24 protein-coding genes and 1 pseudogene are annotated in these 23,618 nt (G+C 54.1%); 13 read left to right on the forward strand and 12 right to left on the reverse strand.

Translation table 11 applies throughout. From position 1 onward, the window contains the following. Positions 1 to 125: 125 nt before the first annotated feature. Both JMJ16_RS06050 and JMJ16_RS06055 read right to left on the reverse strand, forming a co-directional pair. Positions 126 to 785, reverse strand: a complete 660-nt coding sequence (locus tag JMJ16_RS06050) for a flavin reductase family protein (protein WP_201379275.1) — start codon at positions 783 to 785, stop codon at positions 126 to 128. 154 nt (positions 786 to 939) lie between these two features. Beyond that, complete coding sequence (locus tag JMJ16_RS06055) at positions 940 to 1,449, reverse strand: GNAT family N-acetyltransferase (RefSeq protein WP_201379277.1); 510 nt, start codon at positions 1,447 to 1,449, stop codon at positions 940 to 942. Positions 1,450 to 1,728: 279 nt separating this feature from the next. Here JMJ16_RS06055 and JMJ16_RS06060 point away from each other — a divergent pair, with 279 nt between their 5' ends. From JMJ16_RS06060 to JMJ16_RS06070, 3 genes are all read left to right on the forward strand, one after another. Continuing rightward, positions 1,729 to 2,322, forward strand: a complete 594-nt coding sequence (locus JMJ16_RS06060; protein WP_201379279.1) for an AAA family ATPase — start codon at positions 1,729 to 1,731, stop codon at positions 2,320 to 2,322. A 209-nt stretch (positions 2,323 to 2,531) separates the two neighbouring features. After that, the gene (locus JMJ16_RS06065) at positions 2,532 to 3,305 is read left to right on the forward strand and encodes a trans-aconitate 2-methyltransferase (protein WP_201379281.1); all 774 of its coding nucleotides are present in this window, start codon (positions 2,532 to 2,534) and stop codon (positions 3,303 to 3,305) included. 261 nt (positions 3,306 to 3,566) lie between these two features. After that, complete coding sequence (locus JMJ16_RS06070; RefSeq protein WP_201379283.1) at positions 3,567 to 4,382, forward strand: class I SAM-dependent methyltransferase; 816 nt, start codon at positions 3,567 to 3,569, stop codon at positions 4,380 to 4,382. Between the two features lie 285 nt (positions 4,383 to 4,667). Here the strand turns inward: JMJ16_RS06070 and JMJ16_RS06075 are convergent, their stop codons facing one another. From JMJ16_RS06075 to JMJ16_RS06085, 3 genes are all read right to left on the reverse strand, one after another. Beyond that, entirely contained in the window at positions 4,668 to 6,842 is a 2,175-nt protein-coding gene (locus tag JMJ16_RS06075) for a glycosyltransferase family 39 protein (protein WP_201379285.1), read from the reverse strand. Between the two features lie 209 nt (positions 6,843 to 7,051). Next, positions 7,052 to 7,669 (reverse strand): bifunctional 2-polyprenyl-6-hydroxyphenol methylase/3-demethylubiquinol 3-O-methyltransferase UbiG, encoded by a 618-nt coding sequence (locus tag JMJ16_RS06080; protein WP_201379287.1) that lies wholly within the window; start codon positions 7,667 to 7,669, stop codon positions 7,052 to 7,054. A 135-nt stretch (positions 7,670 to 7,804) separates the two neighbouring features. Next, positions 7,805 to 8,104 carry an ATP-binding protein gene (locus tag JMJ16_RS06085; RefSeq protein WP_374228986.1) on the reverse strand — a complete coding sequence of 100 codons (300 nt, stop codon included), beginning with the start codon at positions 8,102 to 8,104 and terminating at the stop codon, positions 7,805 to 7,807. Between the two features lie 44 nt (positions 8,105 to 8,148). Between JMJ16_RS06085 and JMJ16_RS06090 the strand changes: the two genes are divergently transcribed. Together JMJ16_RS06090 and JMJ16_RS06095 are read left to right on the forward strand one after the other, a co-directional pair. Beyond that, positions 8,149 to 8,763, forward strand: coding sequence for an IS607 family transposase (locus tag JMJ16_RS06090; protein ID WP_201379289.1), 615 nt, complete (start codon positions 8,149 to 8,151; stop codon positions 8,761 to 8,763). Further along, a complete protein-coding gene (locus JMJ16_RS06095; RefSeq protein ID WP_201378188.1) occupies positions 8,735 to 9,994 on the forward strand; it encodes an RNA-guided endonuclease TnpB family protein in 1,260 nt (419 codons plus the stop codon). Before JMJ16_RS06090 ends, JMJ16_RS06095 begins: the two co-directional genes overlap by 29 nt. A 78-nt stretch (positions 9,995 to 10,072) precedes the next feature. Here the strand turns inward: JMJ16_RS06095 and JMJ16_RS06100 are convergent, their stop codons facing one another. Together JMJ16_RS06100 and JMJ16_RS06105 are read right to left on the reverse strand one after the other, a co-directional pair. Continuing rightward, positions 10,073 to 10,240 carry a hypothetical protein gene (locus JMJ16_RS06100; RefSeq protein WP_201379291.1) on the reverse strand — a complete coding sequence of 56 codons (168 nt, stop codon included), beginning with the start codon at positions 10,238 to 10,240 and terminating at the stop codon, positions 10,073 to 10,075. Positions 10,241 to 10,625: 385 nt separating this feature from the next. Continuing rightward, positions 10,626 to 11,894 carry an MFS transporter gene (locus JMJ16_RS06105; protein ID WP_201379293.1) on the reverse strand — a complete coding sequence of 423 codons (1,269 nt, stop codon included), beginning with the start codon at positions 11,892 to 11,894 and terminating at the stop codon, positions 10,626 to 10,628. Positions 11,895 to 12,627: 733 nt separating this feature from the next. On the opposite strand from JMJ16_RS06105, the pseudogene JMJ16_RS06110 reads away from it, so the two are divergent. The 4 genes and pseudogenes from JMJ16_RS06110 (at position 12,628) to JMJ16_RS06125 (ending at position 14,488) form a co-directional block, all read left to right on the forward strand. Beyond that, a pseudogene (locus JMJ16_RS06110) lies at positions 12,628 to 13,056 on the forward strand (SRPBCC domain-containing protein). Positions 13,057 to 13,134: 78 nt separating this feature from the next. Then, positions 13,135 to 13,488, forward strand: coding sequence for a helix-turn-helix transcriptional regulator (locus JMJ16_RS06115; RefSeq protein ID WP_201379295.1), 354 nt, complete (start codon positions 13,135 to 13,137; stop codon positions 13,486 to 13,488). A gap of 25 nt (positions 13,489 to 13,513) precedes the next feature. After that, positions 13,514 to 14,305, forward strand: coding sequence for a trans-aconitate 2-methyltransferase (locus JMJ16_RS06120; protein WP_201379297.1), 792 nt, complete (start codon positions 13,514 to 13,516; stop codon positions 14,303 to 14,305). 33 nt (positions 14,306 to 14,338) lie between these two features. Further along, on the forward strand, positions 14,339 to 14,488 hold the full coding sequence (locus JMJ16_RS06125) for a hypothetical protein (RefSeq protein ID WP_201379299.1): 150 nt from the start codon (positions 14,339 to 14,341) through the stop codon (positions 14,486 to 14,488). Positions 14,489 to 14,542: 54 nt separating this feature from the next. On the opposite strand, the gene JMJ16_RS06130 is transcribed toward JMJ16_RS06125, so the two are convergent. Continuing rightward, entirely contained in the window at positions 14,543 to 15,031 is a 489-nt protein-coding gene (locus JMJ16_RS06130) for a DinB family protein (RefSeq protein ID WP_201379301.1), read from the reverse strand. Positions 15,032 to 15,288: 257 nt separating this feature from the next. Between JMJ16_RS06130 and JMJ16_RS06135 the strand changes: the two genes are divergently transcribed. Beyond that, positions 15,289 to 16,395 (forward strand): LacI family DNA-binding transcriptional regulator, encoded by a 1,107-nt coding sequence (locus JMJ16_RS06135; RefSeq protein ID WP_201379303.1) that lies wholly within the window; start codon positions 15,289 to 15,291, stop codon positions 16,393 to 16,395. Between the two features lie 291 nt (positions 16,396 to 16,686). Then, positions 16,687 to 17,970: a glycoside hydrolase family 16 protein gene (locus JMJ16_RS06140; RefSeq protein WP_201379304.1), complete on the forward strand. Its 1,284-nt coding sequence runs from the start codon at positions 16,687 to 16,689 to the stop codon at positions 17,968 to 17,970. Between the two features lie 106 nt (positions 17,971 to 18,076). On the opposite strand, the gene JMJ16_RS06145 is transcribed toward JMJ16_RS06140, so the two are convergent. From JMJ16_RS06145 to JMJ16_RS06155, 3 genes are all read right to left on the reverse strand, one after another. Beyond that, positions 18,077 to 18,604, reverse strand: coding sequence for a DinB family protein (locus JMJ16_RS06145; RefSeq protein WP_201379305.1), 528 nt, complete (start codon positions 18,602 to 18,604; stop codon positions 18,077 to 18,079). Between the two features lie 144 nt (positions 18,605 to 18,748). Continuing rightward, positions 18,749 to 19,423 carry a response regulator transcription factor gene (locus JMJ16_RS06150; protein ID WP_236601221.1) on the reverse strand — a complete coding sequence of 225 codons (675 nt, stop codon included), beginning with the start codon at positions 19,421 to 19,423 and terminating at the stop codon, positions 18,749 to 18,751. Continuing rightward, on the reverse strand, positions 19,420 to 20,736 hold the full coding sequence (locus JMJ16_RS06155; RefSeq protein WP_201379306.1) for a sensor histidine kinase: 1,317 nt from the start codon (positions 20,734 to 20,736) through the stop codon (positions 19,420 to 19,422). Before JMJ16_RS06155 ends, JMJ16_RS06150 begins: the two co-directional genes overlap by 4 nt. Positions 20,737 to 20,984: 248 nt before the next feature. On the opposite strand from JMJ16_RS06155, the gene JMJ16_RS06160 reads away from it, so the two are divergent. Then, positions 20,985 to 21,713: a DUF998 domain-containing protein gene (locus JMJ16_RS06160; RefSeq protein WP_201379307.1), complete on the forward strand. Its 729-nt coding sequence runs from the start codon at positions 20,985 to 20,987 to the stop codon at positions 21,711 to 21,713. Between the two features lie 135 nt (positions 21,714 to 21,848). Here the strand turns inward: JMJ16_RS06160 and JMJ16_RS06165 are convergent, their stop codons facing one another. Continuing rightward, positions 21,849 to 22,442: a TetR/AcrR family transcriptional regulator gene (locus JMJ16_RS06165; RefSeq protein ID WP_201379308.1), complete on the reverse strand. Its 594-nt coding sequence runs from the start codon at positions 22,440 to 22,442 to the stop codon at positions 21,849 to 21,851. A gap of 193 nt (positions 22,443 to 22,635) precedes the next feature. Between JMJ16_RS06165 and JMJ16_RS06170 the strand changes: the two genes are divergently transcribed. Then, the gene (locus tag JMJ16_RS06170) at positions 22,636 to 23,601 is read left to right on the forward strand and encodes an NADP-dependent oxidoreductase (protein ID WP_201379309.1); all 966 of its coding nucleotides are present in this window, start codon (positions 22,636 to 22,638) and stop codon (positions 23,599 to 23,601) included. The last annotated feature ends 17 nt before the right edge of the window (positions 23,602 to 23,618 follow it).

A 23,618-nucleotide genomic window follows, 5' to 3' on the forward strand; every position in this document is an offset into this window, starting at 1 on the left:
TACGGCGAGAAGCAGCAGAAAAAATCGGCCAAAGGAACGATGTGCATAGGGAGAACAGTATGGTAATATAAGGATGCAAAGAATGCAAATGTTATTTGTCAAATTTCGGGCTTCATAATTTAGGACTATGCTTGCACGGAGTTGTGCAAGGCTGGTTCTGTTTTGCGTGGGAGGCCGTAGAAGGCGGGCTCCAGGCGGGAGGGGTGGATTTTGCCGCTGAGACCGAAGAACTCGCAGAAGTTCATGATGAGGGGGCTCCATTTCTCGGGATCGATATAGTTATCCGTGCCGGGGACGAGGAGGTCTTCCGCGATGTGGACGCGGAGAATGCGCATCTCGATAGCCTTGATGCTTCCATTCTGCTCGTCAAAGGCATGTACCTGCTCGACCTGCGCCTCCAGTTGGACCGGGCATTCGGCTACGAGTGGCGCGTTGACGAGGTCCGCAGGGATGGGGGTTAGGCCTGAGAGGCCGAACTTGTCCGGCTCATAGCGATAACCGATCTCAGCCTTGGATTCAGGCACGGGATTGCGTCCCGTGGTGAGGGCCAGCTGGTCGACAGCGCCGACAAGCTCGGTCGAGGGGAGATTGAGCACGCCCTGACCCTCACGCAGCAGATTCTCCACCGTTTTTGATCTCCCACTCATTCCCAACATGCATGATTGGTTCAGCCACCAGGCTGAGGACATCGGGGCGAGATTGAACGATCCATCTGGATTGCGTGTGCTGATGAGGACGACGGGCGTGCCAAAGTAGAGAATTTTCGGTTCGATGACTCTATGCATTAGGATAGCTCCATTCTTTGTGCTTATGCGAGGAGAGGCCATGCCAGCATGGCCCCTACATGTTTCAGGTGTGGTATAAGGCCATGCCAGCATGGCCTCTACATGTGCCAAGCATACGGCAGAAATGAATGGGAGACTATCTGATTCTTGCGCTTCAAACTTCCAGGCGCAGAATAAACTCCTCGGTCTCCGCGCCACGGGCGTTGGCATAGCCCTTGCCCTCGCCGCAGATGGTGTAGCCGCACTTCTCCAAAACGCGGCGTGAGGCGAGGTTATCCTTCGCCACGCGGGCAAAGATGGGGCGTACTTGCATAATCTTCAGAAAGGCCGCCAGGGCCTGGGTGGCGATGCCCTGGCCCCAGTAGGACTTGCCAAGCCAGTAGGTGACCTCTGGCCCCTCCATCTCTTCATCTCGATAGCTCGAGACGCTTCCTGCCACCTGTTCCCCAGAAATAATAGTCTTAATCGTGTTGCTCTCATCCTTGAGAATCTTCTGCCAATGGTGCATAAAGGCTTCGCGGTCAGTTGGGTCTTTGGCTGTAAAGGCCGCCATATAGTTGGCCTCGGGGTCTAACTGCTGCTCGTAAAAAATAGGGAGGTCGTCCGCGACCACGTCGCGCAGGAGAATCTGATCGGTCGTGGAATCTGGTGTGGGTTGGCTCATTTTGTCCCTGCCTTCCTGGCTGCTATTCTATCCTGATGAACATTTTTTCTATGTTCGCTTCATTCTATCACATACAGGAGAGGCTTTGCTCATTCTTGTAGCATAGCATAAGCGTCAATCTGGGCGCATCGGGCGAAATGCCGGTGTTTTCCTCTGGCATTTGACATATACTTTCTCTACCTATGTCCCTCGATGATATAGTGCGTCGAGGAAGGTTGAAAAGAGGTTGATCCAGGTCTTGAAGTTGATACTTTTTTAAGAGAAAGGTGAAGAAATTGTATGGGTAAGCCACTGCTGGTAATTGTAAATGGTCTCCCTGGAACTGGAAAGACGACCCTGGCGAGGCGCCTGGGAGCGGATACGCACCTTCCAGTCTTCTCCAGAGATGGGATATTTGAAACCCTTCATGATGGCCTTGGAGGCGCCAACAATGAGCTACCCTCACAGCTTGGCTCCGCCTCTTTCGCCCTGCTCTATTACATTGCCGGTCGCTTGTTAGCAGCAGGGCAATCCCTTTTGATCGAAGGCTTCTTTGGGCGCCCAGAATTGAGGGGCGCCGAGTTCCTGCAACTGCAAAGCACTTATGACTTTGAGCCATTGCAGATTCTCTGTAAGGCCGATGGCCAGGTCCTGCTGGAGCGCTTCCTGGCACGTGTGGAGAGCGTGGAACGCCACGCAGGCCACAGCGACCTGGAATGGCTTGAAGACAACAAAGAACGGCTCTTGCGAGGGGAGCTTACGCCCATGGCGCTTGGTGGCCAGGTAATTGCAATCGACACCACAACACCGCAAAGCATTGAGTATGCCGAGCTCCTCCAGCAAGTTCGGGCCGCCCTCGCAAACGACCGCGTACAGCAAGTCCGCAGCATATGATAAGATGGAGCAAACGGCGTAGGAAAACAATCATAGACGCCCGATTTATTGCCTCACGCGCGATAAATCGGGCGTCTATGAGGGTGGAGTGCCCATTGCAAAAAGTTGTCGCACACCCAATCTCACGGATAATCTAGTCCAACAAAGTTCAGATGTGCTAAGATAGTTTTGCCGGAAATAAAGCGATTTTCTCTTTCTAAGGAGGATAGATGGCCTACGCTTTTACGCACACTGATCGTGCCAGACAGCGACTAGAAGTGCTCGCGGAAGTATATTCTGCGTCAACAAGCCTCTTTTTGCGCGAGTGCCTTGAGGAGACGCCCTCTCTTGTGATAGATCTGGGATGTGGACCAGGCTGCACAACACACCTGCTTGCAGACACGCTTCAAGCAAAACAAGTGATTGGCCTGGATCTCTCTCCAAGCTTTATCGCCTCTGCACAAAAGACTGCAACGCCTCATATCTCGTTTGCCTGTCATGATATTACTGTTGTACCCTTTCCCTACAGTCCAGCGGACCTGCTCTACTGCCGCTTCCTGCTGACTCACCTCCAACAGCCCCAATTTATCATTGAGCGTTGGGCTACACAACTGCAACCAGGCGGTTTCTTGTTGATAGAAGAGACGGAATGGATTCATACACAGCATAAATTGCTTGCCCAGTATCTAGAGATCGTTGAGACCATGCTAGCTCATCAAGCAAACAATCTGTACATAGGACCATCCTTAGAGGCGCTAACACAAAGCGAATCCCTTCAAATACATAGAAATCGGGTGCAGGCCGTCAAAGTGACGACGGCACAAGCCGCGATGATGTTTTGGATGAATATTCAATCCTGGAAACACCAGCCATTTATCCAACAACACTACTCCCCTGACCTGATCAATAGCATAGAGGAGGATTTACGAGTCCTCACACAAGTTGCCGAGAGAGACGACGAAATTGAATGGGGGATACGACAACTAGCACTTGTGCATATATAACTGGTCGGTTGGTGCTTTTTTTCGTGTTATACTTGAGTATACAGATTGAAAGGCTGGAACTTTACGGTGCTGCTTTAGTCATTGTATGCCTCTTGAGAGGTTATAGTGGAATAATTCCTCGCGGACCGTTTGGGAGAGGAGTCCATGCCAGCATGGACCCTACAGATGAGGCGTGTCCGCGAGCTATTACTTTTCCTTCTGGCAGGAGGGCTGCTTGGTTGTGCCCTCTTCCTGTGTTAAGCAATGACTGGAGTTTGATGCATGTTTGATTTTGATGCCGAGTTGGCCGAGCGCTATGGCGCCTTTACTAGCTACACTTCCTCTGTCTCCCCCGCTCTCGTCGAGTATTATGGCGAGAATCCCACTGCTGAAGTTGATCGCTTGCTGGACCTGTATGCCACGCTGGAGAGTACGGTGCTGGATCTGGGATGTGGCGCGGGCCAGACCCTCTGCCGCCTGGCGCCAAAGGTGAAGCATATCTGGGGCCTGGACCAAAATCAAGAGCTGCTGGCGGCCACACACCTGCGCGCTGAGCGCCTGGGTCTGGAGAACATAACTACTGTGTATGGCAGTAGTTACGATGCTGAAGCCATTGCCAGTCTGCCGGACGCTACCTTTGACCTGGCCTTTAGCCGCCGGGGGCCGAATTTCACCGAGCAACTTGTGCCTAAGTTGCGCCAGGAGGCCATGGTGGTGCAGGAGTTTGTCAGCGGCTTCGATGGCTATCCGCTGGGCGAGATCTTTGGCCGCAGGCACTATACGCCCTACCACTACACCGATCACGAATTGATTATAAGCACATACGCGGGTCTGGGACTCTTCCCAGTAAGCTCCAAGGTGTACTTCTACGAGGAGTACTTCCGCGATGGAGAGCACTTTGAGGCCTACCTGAAGCAGATGTGGGCCATGCTCAGCAACTGGCGCCTGCCGCCATGCCCATATGAGGCCGCTCGCGACCGGGCGGCGCTCGACCTCTATGTGCGCTATAACACGACACCAAAGGGCGTGCGCCTCCTGCGCCAGCGCAAGGTTTACGTCCTGCGTCGCGCCCCCGTGGCCTTCTATCCCTGCCAATAATTTGTAGCAAAAAGTAGCGTTCGCTCGTCTCTACATGAAGCAGGCAGAATTGCCTGTACTTCTTGCCTCCTTTGCATGGTGCCCAGGAGAGCATGACGCGTTGAATGTTGCATCGTGCTCTATGGGATAAATCGGCGCGCCATAAATGTGGCGCCTATGTAGGGGAATGCGCTACTTACGTACGCACCTACGCGGGTTGCCCGGTAAAGGCAAAGGTTGCATATTGCTTAGCAACCGGGGAGATGCCCGCCAGCGTAGGCGCGTACATAATTAGCGCTTGCTTGCTTACTGTGTCATCACAGGCATGGTCACGCTTTGCTGGCCTGTTGTGGTCTGTAAGGTTTGTACGTGCTGTAGGACGTTGTCATAGGTGGTAAGGGTTAAGGGACCCAGTGGCCGGGTGACAGGCACGCTGGTATTGGTCTGTACCTGGAAGGTCAGTGCGGTTGGTATAGGATCTGTTGTAGAAATGGCTTGCTGCGTGAAGATCTGATCCCCCTGGTTGAGAGCGGTGAGCTGACAGGTGGGATTGTCTTTGGCCGAGCCAGCGGGATCAAAGAGAAACTGGGTATTGTAGAAGGTGCGCGCCGCCGCTGGCTGGGTCTGCTGAACCTGCCAGCGGGTTGAGAGCCACTGGAGATGGTTATCAGGCGTGTGCAGGACCTGTGCGGAGGAGCTTAACGCCTTGAGATTGCTGCTGAACGTGCCCGCTACGGGCGCAGGCTCGTTCTGGGCGGTCAGCTGATACATATTGTAGGGTTGCTGGCCCAGGCGGGGCGGGCGGGCGACAAGCGTCGCGTGGGTATATTGCTGGATAAGCTGGTTCTGAATAGCATTCCTCGGGTCAGCGATATAGAGGACTGAGCCAGCCTGTGAGCCGGGCAGGACGGTACACATGGTCGAGTCATAGAGCGTGGTCGGAGTGTGCAGTTGCTCTGCCAGGTAGATTAGCGGTTGCCCATCGGCGTAGGTGGTCGAGATATAGATGCGCTGAATGTGGTGGGCCTGGGCAAACTGATCTGCTTCATTTAAGGCTGACTGCATAGATGAGAGATTCTGGAAGGCCGGGTAGGTGGCATGAGCATCGAAGCGGCCCTGAGCCGTATCAATCATCATTATGGATATACCCAGGGTTTGCGCGAAGAGGATGAGTGCAACGAGTCCTAGCAGGCTAAAGCGTGCGATAGTCGTATATGGGGAGCGATACTGTTGCAGGAACTTCACAACCCTGGCCACAAAGATGGCAATTAGAATAAACTGACCTGGCAGGTATATGATGTAGTAATGTGGATAGAGAGGAATAGAACGCCTTAGTAGCGTCAAGGGCAGAACAATCTGCCAGATGAGAAGGAGCAAAAGACCCTGGCGATCAGGTGATGCCCAGAAATCCTTCAGCCAGCTCCAGACCTGTCCCTTGATGCCCTGGTGTACCTGGGGTGCCTGCTCACGTCTTGAGGGCCAGATGACAGTAAGCAACGCGCTTATGGCGCTGACCACGAAGAGCAGTGGCATCACTACCTCAGTCTCAAAGCGGAGGGGACGCTGCAAATAGTGCAGTGGTGTGCTGACAAGTACCGAGGTTGGATAGTTTGGTAGATGGTTTATGTAAAGTGTCGGACTCATAAAATAGGCAGAGAGTAAGTATTTGTAATAGTCGATGGTTTGTGTATCGAATAGAACGGTTCTCTGTGAAGCGTTGAGCAGGATCTGAACATCTCTGAAATTGTTCTGAGATTCCCAGTAGATCAAGGGTAAGACGGGTAGCAAGATGACCGGCACCGCCAGCACAATTTCGTACCAGCGAATGGTTTTATAAGCCAGGACGCAGGCCACCAGCAAGGGGAGGGCGAGGAGTAATGAACTGGCATGGAGTTGATAGAGCAGACCTAGCAGGACGAGGGCTGGAAAGAGCCAGTTGCCTCGCCTGGTCACGACGCCACGAAACAGGCAGAAGAAGAAGAGCATCACCAGGGGTGGCATCAAATTGGGGTTCCAAATGTTTTGACTAAATGTCCGGGCCATAACGGAGGTGACATAGAGCAACGCGACAATGATCGCGGCGAGCCGTCCATAATACTTCCGAGTGAAGAAATAGGAAAGGAAGATCGCCGCGACATTGAAGAGCGCGACCAGGATTTCACCACTTATAGGGTCTGCGCTAAAGGCGGCAGGTAGCATAAAGATATATTCAACGAGAGGGAAATTGTAATTTCCTATCGAGGCTCGGCTACTAGTAATAGGGATGAGTCCATGTGCGAAGGCGTCATGAGCCAGGCGAAAGAAAATCGCCTCGTCATACATAAATACGGTTGTGTTAAGCAAATAAAAGCGAAAGAGAATCGCTAATAGGAGAATAACATAGAGCTCCCAGCTTTTCAGCCAGGTTAATAGGAAACGAGCCCCTTTGGCCGGGGGAGCTTGTTCATCGCTCACCTGGGGCTTTAGGGATGTCAGGGACATGAAATAACCTCCGGTTACTATGAAAAAATTGAGAAAGGTCTGGTTTCTGTGGCAATAAGCGGCGTTCTGTAGCCTTATAGTGGTATTTATCTATTCAGTTCGTAGAACGGTTGAGGATATTTTGTAGTAACCAGTCTCATACCTTTGGAACGTAACCAGAGCATCTCCATGAAAAGAGGTTTTCATGGAGATTTGAAGCTCAAAACACACTAGCGCTTGAGCACCAGGGACTGAAAGCGCCAATCTGAATCTGGGATGGTGAAAGACTTGAAGGAGACAATCTCAAAAAAGGGTGAGACGGCCTCGCGCATGAACTCGTCGGTGTGATGGGCGAAGAAACGGGATGGTTTATGCGAGTCTTCCTCATGCATACCCTCCTGCTCATTGCCGCCGTAGACGCCAAGGAAGAAGAGTCCGCCTGGGCGGAGGAGGTCACGTAACTTCTCCAGCACACTGGGGAGATCCTTTGTTGGCACGTGGAGCAGGCAGTTGAGCGCGTAGATCGCGTCGAAGGAGGCGGGGGAGAAATCCAGGCTCAGAAAATCCATAACGTGAGCCTCCAGGCCCTTCTCGCGGCATAGCTCGACCATAGCGGGCGAGAGATCAGTGCAGACAACGCGCAGACCCTGTTGCTGAAAGAAGAGGCCATCCGTGCCGGTTCCTGCTCCCACCTCCAGCAGTGTTTGCTTCCCCTCTTGCTGTAAGAGGTCGAGAAAATCCTGCCGCTCGGCAACCTTCCAATCCTCTTTCTTCGTCTGGTTGCGCTTGCTGGCATTCTCGCGATTGTAGGCTTCTTGCAAAAGGGTCGTGACCTGTTGATAGTCCATAGATACTTGCGCTCATCCTTTCTCACTACTTATCATTGGCTTCTTGCGCTTTACAGCTCAGTTATTGTAACACATACCCACTGATAAGCCTGATGCGATTGAATATGATTTTGTCGCGCATTTTTAGGCTATAGGCTATGCGCTTTCCAAACTTATTGGAAGAGGCAAGGCGACAAAGAAGGTCGTGCCCTTTTCTGGCGAAGACTCTACCCAGATGCGCCCATTGTGCGATACAACAATTTCTTTACAAATGGCAAGTCCCAGCCCCCATCCGGGTGTCGCGGAGGATTGGGCTTCAGGACTCCGATAGAACGGCTCAAAAAGGGTTTTCTGTTGTTCTTTGGTAAGCACAGGGCTTTCATTGTGAACTGCAAGGATGGCCTGTCCTGGTTTCTGGCTCACCTCCACGAGTATGAGCGTAGAAGAGGAGGTTATGAAACAGTTTTGATATAAGCACTAAATTGTGTTAAAATGTGTTTATGAAGAACATATACGATATCCAAGCATTCGGAAAACTTATTGGCAAGTCCACCAAAACGCTCCAAAAATGGGACCGTGAAGGCAAATTAGTTGCTCACCGTTCTCCACAATCAAACAGGCGTTACTATACGCACGATCAATACCTTGAGTATCGCGGGTTGAAAGCGCCAGAACAGAGCCTCACCATCGCTTACTCACGTGTCTCTGGGATTGCTCACAAGCCTGATTTGCTTCATCAAACACAAGCGTTAGAAGCCTATTGTCACCAGCATTCGCTCAAGGTCGATGAATGGATGTCAGATATTGGTAGTGGACTCAACTATAAACGCAAACAATTCAATCGTCTCATGGAGATGGTGGAGCTTGGTCAGGTACGGCGCATTGTTCTTGCCCATCGGGATCGGCTAGTTCGCTTTGGTTATGAATACTTTGAAGTGTTTTGCGAGCGACACCATACCGAACTCGTGGTCATCAATGGCGAAAACCTTTCTCCTGAACAAGAGCTTGTGCGAGATTTGATTGCTATCGTGACCGTCTTTTCGGCCCGGCTTCACGGATTGCGCTCCTACAAGAAAGCAATACAAGATGCTGCTTTGCAAAAAGATCAAGATTGACGTGAGCGAGCAGGATGCCGCTACGCTTGAGTTCATGCAAAGCAAGTGTAGAGGGCTGTACAACTGGTGGGTGATGCGGCTCAGAGAGGGCGAGAAGTGGGATCTCTACGAAGCTAAACGAAGCTTGCAAGAGAGCAAACAGCATGATCCTGAGCTCGTTCAGGTCTATGGGAAACTGCTGCAAGAGGTCTACTACCGCCTTCATGGTGCGATGAAAGCCTTCTATCGCAGAGTCAAAGCAGGAGAGACGCCAGGATTCCCGCGAGTACGCCCACGTCACTGCTTTTTCACGCTCTGCTATCCTGCAATGTATCTCAAGATTGAAGGCGATACGCTCATTCTGCCTACTGGTGGTGGAGGCAAACATGGTGCAAAGGTGTATCCCAACATTGTTGCACGCCTCACAGAAGCGCCCCCAGAGGGCTTTCGAGAAGTGGCGATCAGTCGCGATGGCAGAGGCAACTACTCTGCCTCATTTGTCAGAGAGCGCAACGAGAAACGACACGAAACAGAAGGAACGGTTGCTTTTGATCTCGGCATCAAGACCCTGGCAACAGGCGTCAATGAGCAAGGCAGAGTCTATACCATTGGCGGCTTCAAGGGGGCACGTTGGCACAACAAACAACTGGATAAGATTCGTTCCAAGCGTGACAAGTGCAAAAAGAAATCACGTCGATATCTTCACTTAAGCAAGATCTACAAGCGCGTTTCCCAGAAAAAACGCAATAAACAACAGGATAGTCTTCATAAAGCGTCACACTTGATAGCCCACAAACTGGTTGAGAGAACCGTTGTGGTTGGGGACCTTTCCCAAAGACAAATGGTCACGAAAGAGCATCGAGAGCGCAACAAACACCTCAATCGTGCAGTATTCAATGAGTGGGGCTTGTACACTTTCATTCAAATGCTCACCTACAAAAGCCAATTGTACGGGAAGGACCTTCACTTTTTAGATGAGCGCAATACCTCCAAGCAGTGTAGTGGCTGTGGGAATCTGCAAGCCATGCCACTGTGGAAGAGAACGTATTGTTGCGTCGAATGTGGACTCGTTATGGATCGCGATGAGAATAGTGCGCACAATATCCTGACGAGGTTTTTTGCTCGGCAAGAGCCACACACTCAGGCTCGTCCTGAGTGCGGTGTGCTGCATGCGACCCAAAGCGGCGTAGAAGTCAAAGTGGCTTCCTGTAAGGGGCAAGTGCAGCAATTGAATCTATTTGAGGGTGTGTAAGCACTTTTGAGTAGATTTAGAAAGGCAGAATGCCACCACGAGTGACGGTGGTCAGCTTGTCGATGCTTTCGTTGCTTCTCATTGACTTTCATTGCCTACCTCAAAAATGGAGGCCTCATGCCAGTTGCTGATGACGGTATGCGAGACCTTGTACTCACGACTGAGTTGGCCCAGGTACTTTTTGCCGCTTACCAGGTGTCGAACAATATGTAGTTTTTCTTCTGGGTTTAATGGTCGTTGAGTCATGATGTTTGCTCCTAGCTTGCTCACAGTATATCTCTCAAGGGAGGAATTTGAAATCTGAGCCGGAGTGGCGGGGTGTCCGTCATTTTTTTGCACAATGTATTCCATAGGCGCCCCGTTTACCGCGCGCAAGGCGATTTATCGCAGAAATACAGCATAGGGGGCACCATTCCAGAACGCTCTGACCACTTTGGGTAAGCCGCGCTACATCCTCTCATCGGTCGCGACTTTGTACTCGTGCGATAAATCGCCTTGCGCGCGGTAAACGGGGCGCCTATGGGATTGGAAACGCCCTTGCAAATCATTGACGGACACCCCGGAGTGGCTTTGGGGAGCAGCCCACCCTGTCGCGTCACCAGCGAAGGTGGCGTGTGAGCGCGTGCGCTACTTACGTATTTTCGGGCATGATGTCTTCCCCCTCAGTTTTTGTTGTCGTAATTGATTGCTTCCCGCGAAGGGTTCGAGCGTAGAGGTAGAGGGCGGGAAGCAGTAGCAGCCCGGAGAACAGGAGAGCGGGCCGGGTTGTCAGGGCTGTAGCCAGCGCGCCAATGAGCAGCCCACCTGCTATCGCCGCCAGCGCGCCCACCAGGGAGTTAAACGAGAGAATGGTGGCGCGAACGCTGGAGGGCGTATGCTGATTAATCCAGGCTTGCCGGAGAGGAATGCGAGGTCCATTGGCGGTCGTGAGGAGCCAGAGACCCGCCAGGGCCAGGACAAATTGTCCGGAGAGGGCAAAGAGCACAATACCCAGTAGGGTGGCGCCCTCAATGAGCAAGAGGCCCCAGGCCACAGCTCGCTGGTTGTTGCTATCAAGGCGGCGTTTAGCGATCTCTATCCCGACGATATTTGTCAGGGCAATGACGATCTCGATAACACCAAACCAGGTGATTGAGGGCAGATTGCTTATAGTTGGAAAGGCAAAATTGTGTAGCAGGTGATACTGCCATAGGCGCCCAAAGGCCTCTCCCACAACCCCCGAGAAAACACCTGTTCCCAGGATAACCAGCAGTGTGGGGTGGAAGCGGACCAGGCGGAAGCCCTTCACCAGCGTCTGCTGCATCTGGCGCCAGGATGAGCCGGATTCCCTGGTGGCGGGCTTGAAGCGACGCTCCGGCATGATCACGGCCAGTAGCAGGCCGAGGGCCAGGTAGCCGCCTCCACCTACAAGCATAGGTAGATTCAGGTGGATGCTGCCCAGAGCTGCGCCAAGCGCTATGCCCGGCAAGGTACAGAGCCAGCCAACCTGGGTCGCGCGCAGATAGAGCGAGCCTATCTGCTCGCTTCCCAGTTCATCGGCGATCCAGGCTGCGTCAGCGCCATCCATCAGCGAGGACCCCAGGCCCCAGAACGCCTGGGCGGCGAGCACAGCCGCGAACGACGGAATCCCGCCCTCGATCAAGAAGCCTAGTCCAATGATAAGCAGTCCACTCACCACCGCCCAACGGCGGCTATACATATCTGCCAACACGCCCGTTGGGGCCTGGCACACAAAGACCACCAGCTGATTAACCATACCAGCCAGGACGAGTTGGAAGGGATTAAGCCCAATACTTTGAGCCTGGTAGATCAACTCAACCGTATAGACAACGGCCACAAATAGCGAGGAGATACCCCTCAAGAGCAGGTATATAGTGGCAACACTATGGCGTGTTTGCATCTCAAAGCCTCTGATTCTTATAGTCATGAAATCCCAAAAACATCTTTAAAAGGCAAGAGGAGAGAGGTTAAAGGGATACAATGAGGCCAGGTGAGCAAACACGAGTGTAGGATGCTGGGCCGAAATGTCATACGCTGCTAATGCAGCGCACCACTCCGCATGAAACGCGAATACTAGAGCTTTCCGGAGGCGTTTCAGAATACGCTACTAACTACTTCTCCGAAAACCCTGAGCGCGAAGCGCTAGACACGCACGTGGCGTTGGGTTTCGGAATAAGATCTAAATACCCATAAAGGACACAGGGCACACATCTACATATAATGGTTCGTATTGGGAGGTGCCTTGGTATGTGATCTCTACCGTGTTTGTTTGACCTCAAAGTAGCCCAAAGCGAAAAACAACAACATGCAGAGATACCTACCTTTCTTGCGAGCAGCCACCCAGGCCGCTTCTGTCTAAGCGATACTATAATGCTTTGATTGTACCCAACTTCGCGCCTTTTTGCAAGGCAAAATAGATGCTCATGGATAAAGAAAGATTCCCTCTCCATTTTTGCCTCAGTCCACGACCAAAATTTCTCCAATCTTGCTCTTTACATTCAACCGTAAATGTGTTTTTTGAGATATACTATCCTTACGCAATCGGATAGTTGCATGTTAAAAGGAATGGAAAAGTGGAGTAATTCACAGGAGGAAACACCTTGACGATTCCTGATTGTATTGAACGAATTGAAATGCTGCCCGTCTCGCGCGAACGCGTCTGGGATGCCATCACGAAGCCGGAACAATTTTCGCAATGGTTCGACATGGTAAGAGATATCGACTTTCGCGTGGGTGGCAAGATCAATTTCACCTGGGAGAACGAGCTTTCTCCGTATCCCGGCGTGATTGAAACAATTGAGCCGCCCCATTGTTTTGCCTTTCGTTGAGCTTCGCACGCCCTTGGTCATCCCGAACTCAAGCTCCCCTCAACTGCCACTACGCTGGTGACGTTTACACTCGAAGAGGTTGCGGAGGGAACGCGCTTGACGCTCGTCGAGTCTGGCTTTGCCTCTCTTCCAGGCGCCTTTCAGACGCAATCTCACCAGGATAATCAGGGAGGGTGGCAGAGCGAACTGCCCAAGCTGCGTGTTTACCCTGAGAGCACCATTTCAGCAACATAGCACAAGCAGCATCCACCGTTTGCGTTTTCTCCTGTGTGTGGTGTTTTCAGGGGCGCAAACAGGAGAGGGGAATATGTGATGACAGATTCACAGACGCACCTGGTCTTTGTGGCTCTCGCAGATCCAACGCGCCGTTTGTTGTTCGAACAGCTCTGCCAAGAGGGGTCTGGGACAGCAACGAGCTTTGCTGCACGTTTACCAATCACACGCCAGGCTGTTACCAAGCACCTGACGATTCTGGCGGAGGCCCGCCTCGTAGTAGTCCACGAGGCGGGTCGAGAACGGCGGTATATGCCACATCCAGAGGCTTTGCAGTCCGTCACGACCTGGATTGCGACCATCGAAGCACGCTGGGATCATCGTCTGGCTGCTTTGAGGAGCTATCTGCTTGATGAGCCGTGCACGCCATCCACTCCGGAAGAAGAGGACTGATTCTATGGAAAAAGGAGGTATTGGTATGAAGTCTAAGCCTGGTCATCTCGGCCTGAAGTATGCCGAACAATTTAAAGATAGCAGCATTGCTGAGGCATATCACCACCGGACTCCTTATGCTAATGAGGCTATTAGCAAGCTTGTTGAACTTATTACTGATGAGTCACGGACGGTCCTGGACGTGGGCTGCGGCATAGGCGACCTGGCGCGTCGGCTTGTATGCCTGGTGGAGCGCGTCGATGCCGTCGACTTTTCGCAGGCCATGCTAAACGAGGGGCGAGCGCTTCCGAGTGGCGATCATCCTCACTTACGCTGGATCTATGGGCGTGTGGAGGAGGTTGAGTTGCAGCCTCCCTATGCGCTCATCACGGCTGGCGAGAGCCTGCATTGGATGGAATGGGATGTGGCCATGCCCCTGTTTCACCGCATCTTGACCCCGCATGGTCTCCTGGCGATTGTTGAGCGCGGACACGAACCTGCATCCTGGAACGAGGGCCTCGGGGCGCTTATTCAGCGCTTCTCCACGAATAAAGAGTACCGCCCGTACAACCTCGTTGAGGAACTGGAAGAGCGTCACCTCTTCCAGAAGCAGGGCAGCTTTCGTACACGTTCGAGCGTCTTTGTACAATCTATAGAAGATTACACTCACTCCCTCCACTCGCGCAACGGCCTCTCACGAGAACGCATGGACAAGGCTGCGGCGCAGACCTTTGATGCAGAGGTCAGAAAACTGCTCACCCCCTTCCTCCAGGATGACAATCTGACACTGTCTGTATTCGACGAAGTTGTATGGGGAATCCCTCTGGCGAATGCATGATAGGCAATGAGCCTATGCTGTCCAAAGGGAGGTATGCGACGTCTACAAACTCTAGGGGCCACGCGCGTCGGCGTCAATACCGGCTATGGTAATGCCGCTGCCAGCTGTCTCTATGAATCTGTCGGCTTCCAGCACGTCGCGCTCGACTGTAGCTATGTAAAGAAGGTTTGGGGCTACTACTGACGTATGCGGCTACTTGAGGCTGGCCCCAAGTAGCCGCGTACGATCTGTAACGAGCTACAGATCGGGCGCCTGCAATCCGTGCATGCCTAGGGTCAGTGAGACCTCGCCGCCGTGGTGGATATCGTGCTCGATGAGGTGCCAGATGATCCACTGGCGAGTGAAGGTCTCTGGCTCGTCGCCAGGATCGTTCTGGTAGGTAATATGCCAGTCCTCCTCCGTCCAGCTGGAGATTGCTTCGGACATGACACTCCAGGTTTTCTCCAGTCCGTGGACCAGTTCGGCGGCGCTGCGTTCTGGCGCATCCTGCCTATCCCAACCTCCCATGCTGATAAACTCTTCGTCTCCTATCCCCATCATCTGGTGGAACCAGCGCGCACGTGCGCCAATGACGTGACGCAGGATGATATCGATTGAGCGCAGGCGTGGATCGGCGCGCTGGGTCAGTTGCTCAGAGGTCAGGGGCGCGATAGCTTTAATGATTAGGTTCTGATAGTTCTGCCAGTTTTCGTAGAAGACCGCGAGGGTCGAGCCATTTTCGGGCATGGATTCGAATCCTTTCAATGAGGCTTATGGTATTGTTCCTACATCTTTCCCTTATTATACCAGGGAAAGCGGACACCATCGCTCCTGTTAGCGCTTAACCTGATTATGATTGTGAAGGACTGGCTGCCTGGCACCTGCCAGGCAGCCAGTCCTTCACAATTTTATCTTCCCTTGACAGAAACCGGTTTCTAACTTATACTTTTCACAACAACACAGTTGTTTACAGAAGTGTATCGCGAAGAAGCGGGAGCGTGGGCATGCAGAAAAAGCTGACCATTCAGGACATTGCGCGCCTGGCAGGCGTATCGAAGGCCACGGCTTCGCGTGTGCTGAACGGCAATTCATCCGTGAATGGCGAGTTGCGCGCGCGCGTTATGCGCGTGGTTGAGGAACATGGTTTTGTGCCTAATGCTACCGCGGTTAGCCTGGCGGGCGGAAATACGCACCTGATAGGGGTGCTGGCTCCTCCCCTGGTCTGGCCCGCTCTACCCGAGATTATACGTGGCGTCGCCGAATATATCGAAGATAGCGCGTATGAAATCGTTCTCTACAGCATTAATTTCGCCAATGCCGAGTGCAATCACTCTGAAGTAGTCAAGCGTATTTTAAATCTGCACCTGGTCTCCGGCCTGCTCGCGATCTTCACAGATGAACTCCTGCCTCAGATTACCCGCCTTGCGCAAGATGGTTTGCCCATCGTGCTGATCGATGACCAGGAGGAGCCTGGACACATCCCCTGGGTGGGTATTGATAACAGGGAGAGTGTTCGCACTGCGATCCGCTATCTATTGGAACTTGGCCACACACGCATTGCGCATATCAGGGGTCCACAGCATTACTACTGGGCGAATGAGCGCTATAGGGGCTACTGCCAGGCATTACAGGAGGCAGGGATCGCGCCTGAGCCTGAACTGCTCCTTCAGGGCGGTTTTGAGCCGCTGCATGGTCGCCAGTGTGCCGAGCAATTGTTCGCGCGTGAGCGGGCGAACTGGCCCAGCGCCATTTTTGTCGCCAACGACCAGATGGCCTATGGCGTGCTGGAGTACGCGGAGCAGCAGGGAATCCGCGTCCCAGAAGATGTGACGATTGTGGGCTTCGATGATAACCTGCTCTCTGCCTATACGCGCCCTCCTTTAACCACTGTGCACCAGCCCTTCTCTGAAATGGGTCGCAGAGCCACCGAGCTGCTCTTGAACATGATCGACCCCCAATACCTCGCTGGCCCAAAAGCATCGCAGCAAGTCCAGGCGCCAACAGAATTTCCCCAGCTCTCCGAGCGGGACCAATCTGTGCATCTGCAACTACCAACCAGCATGGTGATTAGAGCATCCAGCACCCAGGCATCCCTGTCTGTCAAGACTTAGACGCCCTACAGGTGTGCCCATCTACCATAGGCACGCGATAAATCGGGCGCCTATGTAGTGTGTAGCCTGTATGAATGTCGCGTAGTCATCATGTTGTCGTGTTTTTTCGTTGTAATGTTTTACCCGGAAAGGGGGTGGTTGCAACCACAAACAAGCTGTATCTAGCAGCGATCTCGCGTATGACCCATCTCCGCGATAGCAGAGCTAAAGGCACAGGAGCTGTGCCAGTAGCTCAAATACAAGGATGTTGATTTGCTATAGCCGATAATGTCATCGGAGAAGGAGCAATCCATGCAAAGCAATTTTGTTTCCTCGCGACCGCCAGGACGGCGGCGCACCTTCCACATCGCGGCCCTCCTGCTTATTGCCGCTCTGGTTTTCGCCGCTCTAAGCTTTTTCCCCTATGGTAAGACGTCAAGCGCCCAGGCTGCTACCTGGAACCAGGTCTTCAACGAGGATTTCAATGGGGCCTCTGGTAGCGGTGTAAATACAAGTACCTGGAAGTATGATACTGGCACGGGCTGGGGTACGGGCGAGATTGAGAACATGACCAACAGTACGTCTAACGTCTCCCTGGATGGAAATGGACATCTCGCGATCACCCCAAGGCGCGACGCGAGCGGAAACTGGACCTCCGGGCGCATCGAAACGGTACAGGATAACTTTGCCGCGCCCGCTGGCGGTCAGTTGAAGATCACCGCCTCGCTACAACAGCCCAATGTCTCTGGCTCGGCGGCTCTGGGCTACTGGCCTGCCTTCTGGACCCTGGGAACTCCCTATCGCACAGACCAGAACTGGCCTCATGATGGCGAGGTTGACATTATGGAGGATGTCAACGGCCTGAGTTCGGTGTATGGCACGCTACACTGCGGCGTCTCGCCCGGCGGCCCCTGCAATGAAACCTCGGGTATTGGCAGTGGTCAGCGGGCGTGCTCAGGCTGTCAGACCGGCTATCATACCTATACTGAGATCATTGATCGCAGTGTCTCCCCAGAGCAGATTCGCTGGTACCTGGATGGTGTCAACTACTTTACGGTAAACGCCTCGCAGGTGGACGCGGCGACCTGGTCCAGTGCCGTCGATCATGGTTTCTTTATCATTTTCGATCTCGCCATCGGCGGTGGCTTCCCCAACGGTGTCTCCGGCACCAATACGCCCACCTCCTCGACCCAGCCTAATGTGCCGATGCTCGTTGACAATGTTCAGGTCTATACCTCGAATGGGACGGCTCCCACGCCGACGCCGACGCCTGTTGGCTCTACACCCACACCGACGCCCACACCCAGTGGCGGCTGTACGGGAAGCACCTTCACGCAGGGTGCACAGAACGTCAACTCCAGCACGGGCCTCCTCTGGTTCCAGCCTTGTGGCTGGACGGCGGGCTATGTGATCGTGCACTATATCGTAGGCAGCAACACACAGCAGAACGTCTACATGAGCTATAACAGCGGCACCGGACACTGGGAGTATAGCGTTGGCGGCTTTAGCGCAGGTCAAACTGTCAAATACTCCTTCACCTACCAGAAGAGTGGTCTCCAGTACGATACTGGCTGGTACACCTGGACGCATCCATAGCCAGGTTGCCGAAGGTTCTTAACAAAAAGGGAGCCGGGAGAAGTCCCGGCTTCCTTGGTTCCTGTAGTTTGGGGCACAACTTACTTTTGATGAAGGATGGGCTTGCTCACCAGGTATAGAAACTTGCCAGACCATGTGTTCCCAATGCCAGGGAAAGCTCGCCTCCATGATGGATCTCATGTTCAAGGACATGCCAGACAATCCACTGTCGGGTGTGCGCAGGCTCTTCTTCTAGCCCTTGATCTCGTAGCCATGCCTGATGAGAGGCCGGGGGTGAAATAAGCTGTTCCAAATCAGCGGAAGTCCAGCGGGTCATGGCGGAAGACATGACGTGCCAGGTCTTCTCGAATATGGCGACCAGTTCTGCGACCTCATCCACAGCTTGCTCGTCCCTGTTCCGCACCTCATTCAAGTGAGCCATAGCGGCATTTTCCTCCCCCATCCACCTGGAGAACCAGGAGACGCGTGCATCGATCATATGGGAAAGAAGTTCTCCGATTGACAAGTAATGTGGTGCAACAGGGAGGGCAAGCTGTTCGGCTGAAAGCGATGCGATGGTTGCGACGAGGGCTTGCTGGTAGTTTTCCCAACCTTGTAGGTAAAATGTGACGAGGGGAGATGCCTGTTCTGTCATGGATGTCTGCTCCTTGCTTCCGATGATGTGCTCCCATGAGCGGGAGGGTGAGTATCGTAACATAGAGGAGAGGCCAAAACTTCTTCGATCTTGCTCTTGACCGAACCTATAGTCCCTTTGCCTAAATGGATATATAATATTTTTTCACTCTCGGCTTAAGCCAAGCTGGCGGGCTTTGATGATGGCCTGGGAGCGGTTACGGGCGCCCAGCTTGGAGAAGATATGGTTGATGTGGGTCTTGACGGTAGCATCGCTGACGAAGAGCGTGGCGGCGATCTCAGTGTTGCTCTGCCCTAGCGTGACCAGGCGCACGACCTCCAGTTCGCGCGTGGTCAGCCCCAGTTGCTCCGCCACGCTTAAGGGAGTGGCTTCCAGGGGCGCTGGTCGAGTTTGCAGGCTGGCGAGGAGCTGTGCGGCGCTCGATGCCTGTAGGAGTATCTGCCCACGCGCCACGGCCCGGATGGCGGTACACAGCTCCTCCGCACTGCAATCCTTGAGCACGTAGCCCGAGGCGCCAGCTCGCATGCCCTCGATTACCAGCTCAGGTGTATCGAAGGTGGTCAGGAGCAGGATGCGTGGCCTCTTGAGCGCCTGTTGGAGAACGCGCTCGGTTGCGGCAATGCCATCGAGCACGGGCATGCGAATATCCATCAGGATGACATCAGGTTCCTGGCTCTCGGCGATCTGGAGCGCGCTCAGCCCGTTCTCGGCCTCGCCAACAAGCTCGATATCGGGCGCTCCCTCCAGGATGATGCGCAGCCCCTCGCGCATCAAGCGCTGATCATCAACGATGAGAATGCGAATTTTCTCCCCGCTCACGCTGTTCTCTCTTTCTGCATAGCGCTTGCAACAGGCGGTTGTAGTGGTAGGTGGAGCGTGACCGTGAAGCCACCTTCGACTGCGGGTCCGGCTACGACCTCGCCATCCAGGGCCTTGGCCCGCTCGCGCATACCTTCGAGTCCATGATGCTCACTTACGTTAATACTCTCCGTCCCTGGCGCTGGTTGGGAACTCCCTCGCCCATTATCGTGTACCGCCAGGCTGAGACTGGTATCTTGCCAGGAAAGGGTGATCTCGGCTGCCTCGGCTGCGCCATGACGGTGGGTGTTGGTCAGCATCTCGCGTAGGGCCTGGTGCAGCGCCTCCCACTGCTGGGTGCTTACCTGCTGGGGCGTCCCGCTTTCGCTGAAGTGGCAGTGGATGCCGGTGCGCTCGTTAAAGGTGCTGGCGCGCAGGGCGAGGCTTTCGCCCAGGTTCTCGCTCCTGGCGTGTGTCGCTGGCTGTACTCTGAGCAGGCCAACTACCTGGCGACTCTCGGTGATGCTCTCGCGTAGGAGCGTCGCCATATCGTCTAGCTTGCTCGCCAGGCGCTCGGGATTATGCGTGAGCAGGTGCCGAGCCGCCTGGAGCTGGATTGAGAGCACCGCCAGAGAGTGCGAGAGGACATCGTGAATATCGCGTGCGATCCGCGTCCGCTCATGCTCGGCCGCCAGCTCCGAATTGCGCGCCATTTGCTCCTGTAGCTGCATCTGAACCTCATGCAGGCGTACGACAAGCCGATATTGCGCACGCAGGTTTAAACCGAACCAGCACAGCGCGCCTGTGAGGATAAGATTGAAGATAGATGTTCCCGGATATGCAGGTTGTGGCAAGGGGAGAAAGCTCAATATCCCATTGGTGTAGGCGAATGCCATAATACCCAGGCTGACCAGGGGCAGGGACCAGCGACGCGGCAGGCGGAAGCAGGTGATCACGCAGAGCGAGTAGAAGCCTACATTTCCCCAGGCGCCTGGAAAGGCGAGATTCAAGATACTACCCAGACCAAGCACAGCCAGGTAGGCACAGACGACCAGCATAATATGTTTGAGCCATCTTGTAATGAGCATCAGCGCCAGGATGCTCCCGAAGAGCAGCTCCATCAGCGTGATTGTTACGGCAGGTGTGTGCGTACTGAGGCCGATAACTCCTAAAACGCTTATAAGGATCATATCCGAGGTTATCGCGATCCCTCGCCCAAAGGCAAAAGGGACGCCTGGTCCCAGCCGGACATCGCGCCACCAACTCCAGCGCCAGGCTTGCCGCTCTTCTCCGGATGCCACCTCAAATATTGTACTCTCCGGTAACAGGTTCATCAGACCTCCGCCTTCTCCTATTGAAGCGATAGAAACGCCTTTCTCTATTGTATCGCATTGTAGCCTACCTCATCCGCGTTAGCATCCACCCCAGGGTTGAGATTATCCACGCGCAAATCTCAACCCTAAGTCATCCCTGGCGCGGATGGAGATGCTCCCATTTTCTTCTACACTTACCAGCAGAAACAACAAACCTGAGTAATGGGTTTACAAAATAATTTAAGAACAATAAAGAAAGGATTCTAACAATGGAAGAGGCATTCGAGTATGGAGAAGAGCAAGCGAGCCATTCTGATACAACATCTCAGCTTAACAGGCCAGTTCCTACGCCTTTACTGGTGTGGCTTACCTGCGGAACGCTGGGATCATTGCTTTTCGCGACCACCTACCTGATTGAGGGAGCCACACGTCCCGATTACAACGCCTTACAGCAGTCGATCAGCTCGCTAAGCCTGGGTCCTGGCGGCTGGGTCCAGCAAGTCAATTTTATCGTTTTCGGCTTGAGCGCCATCCTGACCGCTATCGGCTGGCGCGTATTCCTCAAAGGCGGTGTAGGATCGACCTGGTATCCGATTTTTCGCGCCCTGCAGGGCGTGGCCCTGATCGCCGATGGCATCTTCTCACAGGACCCGGCGTTTGGCTATCCCAAGGGCGCGGTCCTCGTGCCTCCCACGCTTCACGGGACGCTACATGTCGTCTTTGCCTTCATCTCTCTTATATGTATCGCTTCAGGTTTCTTCGTCCTTGCCCGGCGCTTTACCCGGGAACCCGAATGGCGTGGCTGGGCCACATGGTCGATAATCACAGGAATCTTAACGATTGTCTTTATCACCACATTCGGGATACTCAATGGGCAGCATAGTGAGATCGCTGGCCTCTTTGAACGCCTGTCTACAGCCGCCGCCACCATCTGGGGTATCATCTTCTTCATTCGCCTCTGGACTGGCACTGGCTTTGGAGCGTTCCGCCGAGATTAGATTCTCTTCTATGGCACGACACTGCTAATGCAGTTTTAATAATTAATCCGCTAACGTTGAGCGTGTCCATTGGCGGATTAATTATTAAAAGAGCATTATTAGCGCAACCTGTGACTCGTTCTCTACACTTTGACCTCACCTGGCGCGTAACATGCCAGGAGCCATCCCCTCCGTGATGATGAGCAAGACATCCTGGGCCGTTTGCTCTGAGGTCTTTGTGGTCGTTCCCCGGCTCCACTGGACCGCCGCGCCGAAGATAGCCCAGCTCGCGACCTGCGCGGTCGTTTCCAGCGATACTTGCCTGTGCGTCGTCCCTTGCCTCGCCTGTTTCAACCACGCCAGGAGGAGGGCTGCCAGTTCCTCCTGTATAACCCTTTCGAGCAAGGCGTCCCTGACTGGCGATGGATAGCAAGCGTGAAGCAGCTTCTCGAATCCCTCCAGCACAATCTGAATGAGCAAGCACAACGTGTCCTTGTCCCAGCGCGACACGGGGGGAAGTCCGTCTAGTATGAGATGCTGAACCTCCTCGCGGAGCAGCGCCTCCAGCAAGTCGTACTTGTCCGCGAAGTGCGCGTAAAAGGTTCCTCGATTGACGTTGGCACGCTCGGCAATGTCCCGAATGCTCGTGGCACTGAAGCCCTTCTCTTTCATCACATCAATGGATGCCTGCCGCAACAACTGGCGCGTTCGCTGGATGCTCCGGTCCATGCGCTTCGTAGGGGTCGTCATGACGCTTGCTCCTGTTCCTTTGCTGCCGGGTAGCGACCCGACAGATTGACTCTTTTGTTCACTTTCCAACACACATCCGCGATTGCTTATTGATCGCGCGCTCTCTTCCCCCTAGTATGAAAGGCAGCAGTTGAGAAGTCAAGCAGCCGCGATTGGACAAAAGATAATCTTAACAAGCATACAAGGAGGAGATATGAACGCTGAAACTATGAAGGCCATACGCATATATAAGGAAGGAGGGCCTGAAGTCTTAGTGTATGAGGACGTGCCACGTCCCACGGCGGGACCGGGCGAGGTCCTGCTGCGCATTCATGCCGCGAGCATTAATCCCGCTGACTGGCGCGGGCGGAGGGGCTTTCCCGACATTCCGGAGAAGTTCCGGCCTCGCGTCGCCCGTCCGAGTATTCCGGGTTTCGATGCCTCTGGCATTGTCGAGGCGGTGGGACTGGGCGTGAGCGAGTTCCGCGAGGGCGACGCCGTCTTCGGCATGATCCGCTTCCCCGAACGGGCCTCGACCTACGCCGAATATACCACGGCCCCCGTGACGCAACTGGCCCGCAAGCCAGCGACCATCGACCATCTCCAGGCGGCGGCAATCCCGATGGCTGGATTGACAGCCTGGCAGGAACTCTTTGACCAGGCAAATCTACAAGCCGGGCAAACGGTCCTGATCAACGGCGCGGCGGGCGGCGTCGGTCACTTCGCGGTCCAACTGGCAAAGGTCAGGGGAGCGCGGGTCATCGGAGTAGCGTCAGGCCGTCACGCCGACTTCCTGCGCGACCTGGACGTCGATCAATTCATCGACTACACAACTACACCTGTGGAACAGGCGGCGCGCGATGTCGACCTGCTCATCGATATGGTGGGAGGCGCGAACAGCGACAGGCTGCTCGCTACGCTCAGGTGCGGTGGCACGCTGATCCCGGTGAACTTCAACTACTACACGCCCGAACGGGTCGCCGAGGCTGGCGTGCTCGTCAAGGGCAAGCGAGTACAGGTCGATGTGGGCCAACTAGCCGAAATCGCCAGGCTGGTTGGTGAGGGACGCGTGTGTGTTGCCTTCGAGACGATTCTGCCGCTCGCGGAGGCGCGCAAGGCACACGAGATCGCCGAGGCTGGCCATGTGCGCGGCAAAATAGTCCTCCGCGTCATCGAGTAAGCTATGTATGAGGAAGC

This window comes from Ktedonobacter sp. SOSP1-52, from assembly GCF_016587395.1.

Bases quoted from the DNA above. Each gene is read 5' to 3' on its own strand.
- JMJ16_RS06100 (WP_201379291.1), bottom strand. From the start codon at position 10,240: ATGACTCAACGACCATTAAACCCAGAAGAAAAACTACATATTGTTCGA.
- JMJ16_RS06105 (WP_201379293.1), bottom strand. From the start codon at position 11,894: ATGCAAACACGCCATAGTGTTGCCACTATATACCTGCTCTTGAGGGGT.
- JMJ16_RS06130 (WP_201379301.1), bottom strand. From the start codon at position 15,031: ATGCCCGAAAATGGCTCGACCCTCGCGGTCTTCTACGAAAACTGGCAG.
- JMJ16_RS06060 (WP_201379279.1), top strand. From the start codon at position 1,729: ATGGGTAAGCCACTGCTGGTAATTGTAAATGGTCTCCCTGGAACTGGA.
- JMJ16_RS06140 (WP_201379304.1), top strand. From the start codon at position 16,687: ATGCAAAGCAATTTTGTTTCCTCGCGACCGCCAGGACGGCGGCGCACC.
- JMJ16_RS06070 (WP_201379283.1), top strand. From the start codon at position 3,567: ATGTTTGATTTTGATGCCGAGTTGGCCGAGCGCTATGGCGCCTTTACT.
- JMJ16_RS06050 (WP_201379275.1), bottom strand. From the start codon at position 785: ATGCATAGAGTCATCGAACCGAAAATTCTCTACTTTGGCACGCCCGTC.
- JMJ16_RS06170 (WP_201379309.1), top strand. From the start codon at position 22,636: ATGAACGCTGAAACTATGAAGGCCATACGCATATATAAGGAAGGAGGG.
- JMJ16_RS06160 (WP_201379307.1), top strand. From the start codon at position 20,985: ATGGAAGAGGCATTCGAGTATGGAGAAGAGCAAGCGAGCCATTCTGAT.
- JMJ16_RS06145 (WP_201379305.1), bottom strand. From the start codon at position 18,604: ATGACAGAACAGGCATCTCCCCTCGTCACATTTTACCTACAAGGTTGG.
- JMJ16_RS06165 (WP_201379308.1), bottom strand. From the start codon at position 22,442: ATGACGACCCCTACGAAGCGCATGGACCGGAGCATCCAGCGAACGCGC.
- JMJ16_RS06095 (WP_201378188.1), top strand. From the start codon at position 8,735: ATGCTGCTTTGCAAAAAGATCAAGATTGACGTGAGCGAGCAGGATGCC.
- JMJ16_RS06135 (WP_201379303.1), top strand. From the start codon at position 15,289: ATGCAGAAAAAGCTGACCATTCAGGACATTGCGCGCCTGGCAGGCGTA.
- JMJ16_RS06090 (WP_201379289.1), top strand. From the start codon at position 8,149: ATGAAGAACATATACGATATCCAAGCATTCGGAAAACTTATTGGCAAG.
- JMJ16_RS06125 (WP_201379299.1), top strand. From the start codon at position 14,339: ATGCGACGTCTACAAACTCTAGGGGCCACGCGCGTCGGCGTCAATACC.
- JMJ16_RS06120 (WP_201379297.1), top strand. From the start codon at position 13,514: ATGAAGTCTAAGCCTGGTCATCTCGGCCTGAAGTATGCCGAACAATTT.
- JMJ16_RS06115 (WP_201379295.1), top strand. From the start codon at position 13,135: ATGACAGATTCACAGACGCACCTGGTCTTTGTGGCTCTCGCAGATCCA.
- JMJ16_RS06080 (WP_201379287.1), bottom strand. From the start codon at position 7,669: ATGGACTATCAACAGGTCACGACCCTTTTGCAAGAAGCCTACAATCGC.
- JMJ16_RS06075 (WP_201379285.1), bottom strand. From the start codon at position 6,842: ATGTCCCTGACATCCCTAAAGCCCCAGGTGAGCGATGAACAAGCTCCC.
- JMJ16_RS06155 (WP_201379306.1), bottom strand. From the start codon at position 20,736: ATGAACCTGTTACCGGAGAGTACAATATTTGAGGTGGCATCCGGAGAA.
- JMJ16_RS06065 (WP_201379281.1), top strand. From the start codon at position 2,532: ATGGCCTACGCTTTTACGCACACTGATCGTGCCAGACAGCGACTAGAA.
- JMJ16_RS06055 (WP_201379277.1), bottom strand. From the start codon at position 1,449: ATGAGCCAACCCACACCAGATTCCACGACCGATCAGATTCTCCTGCGC.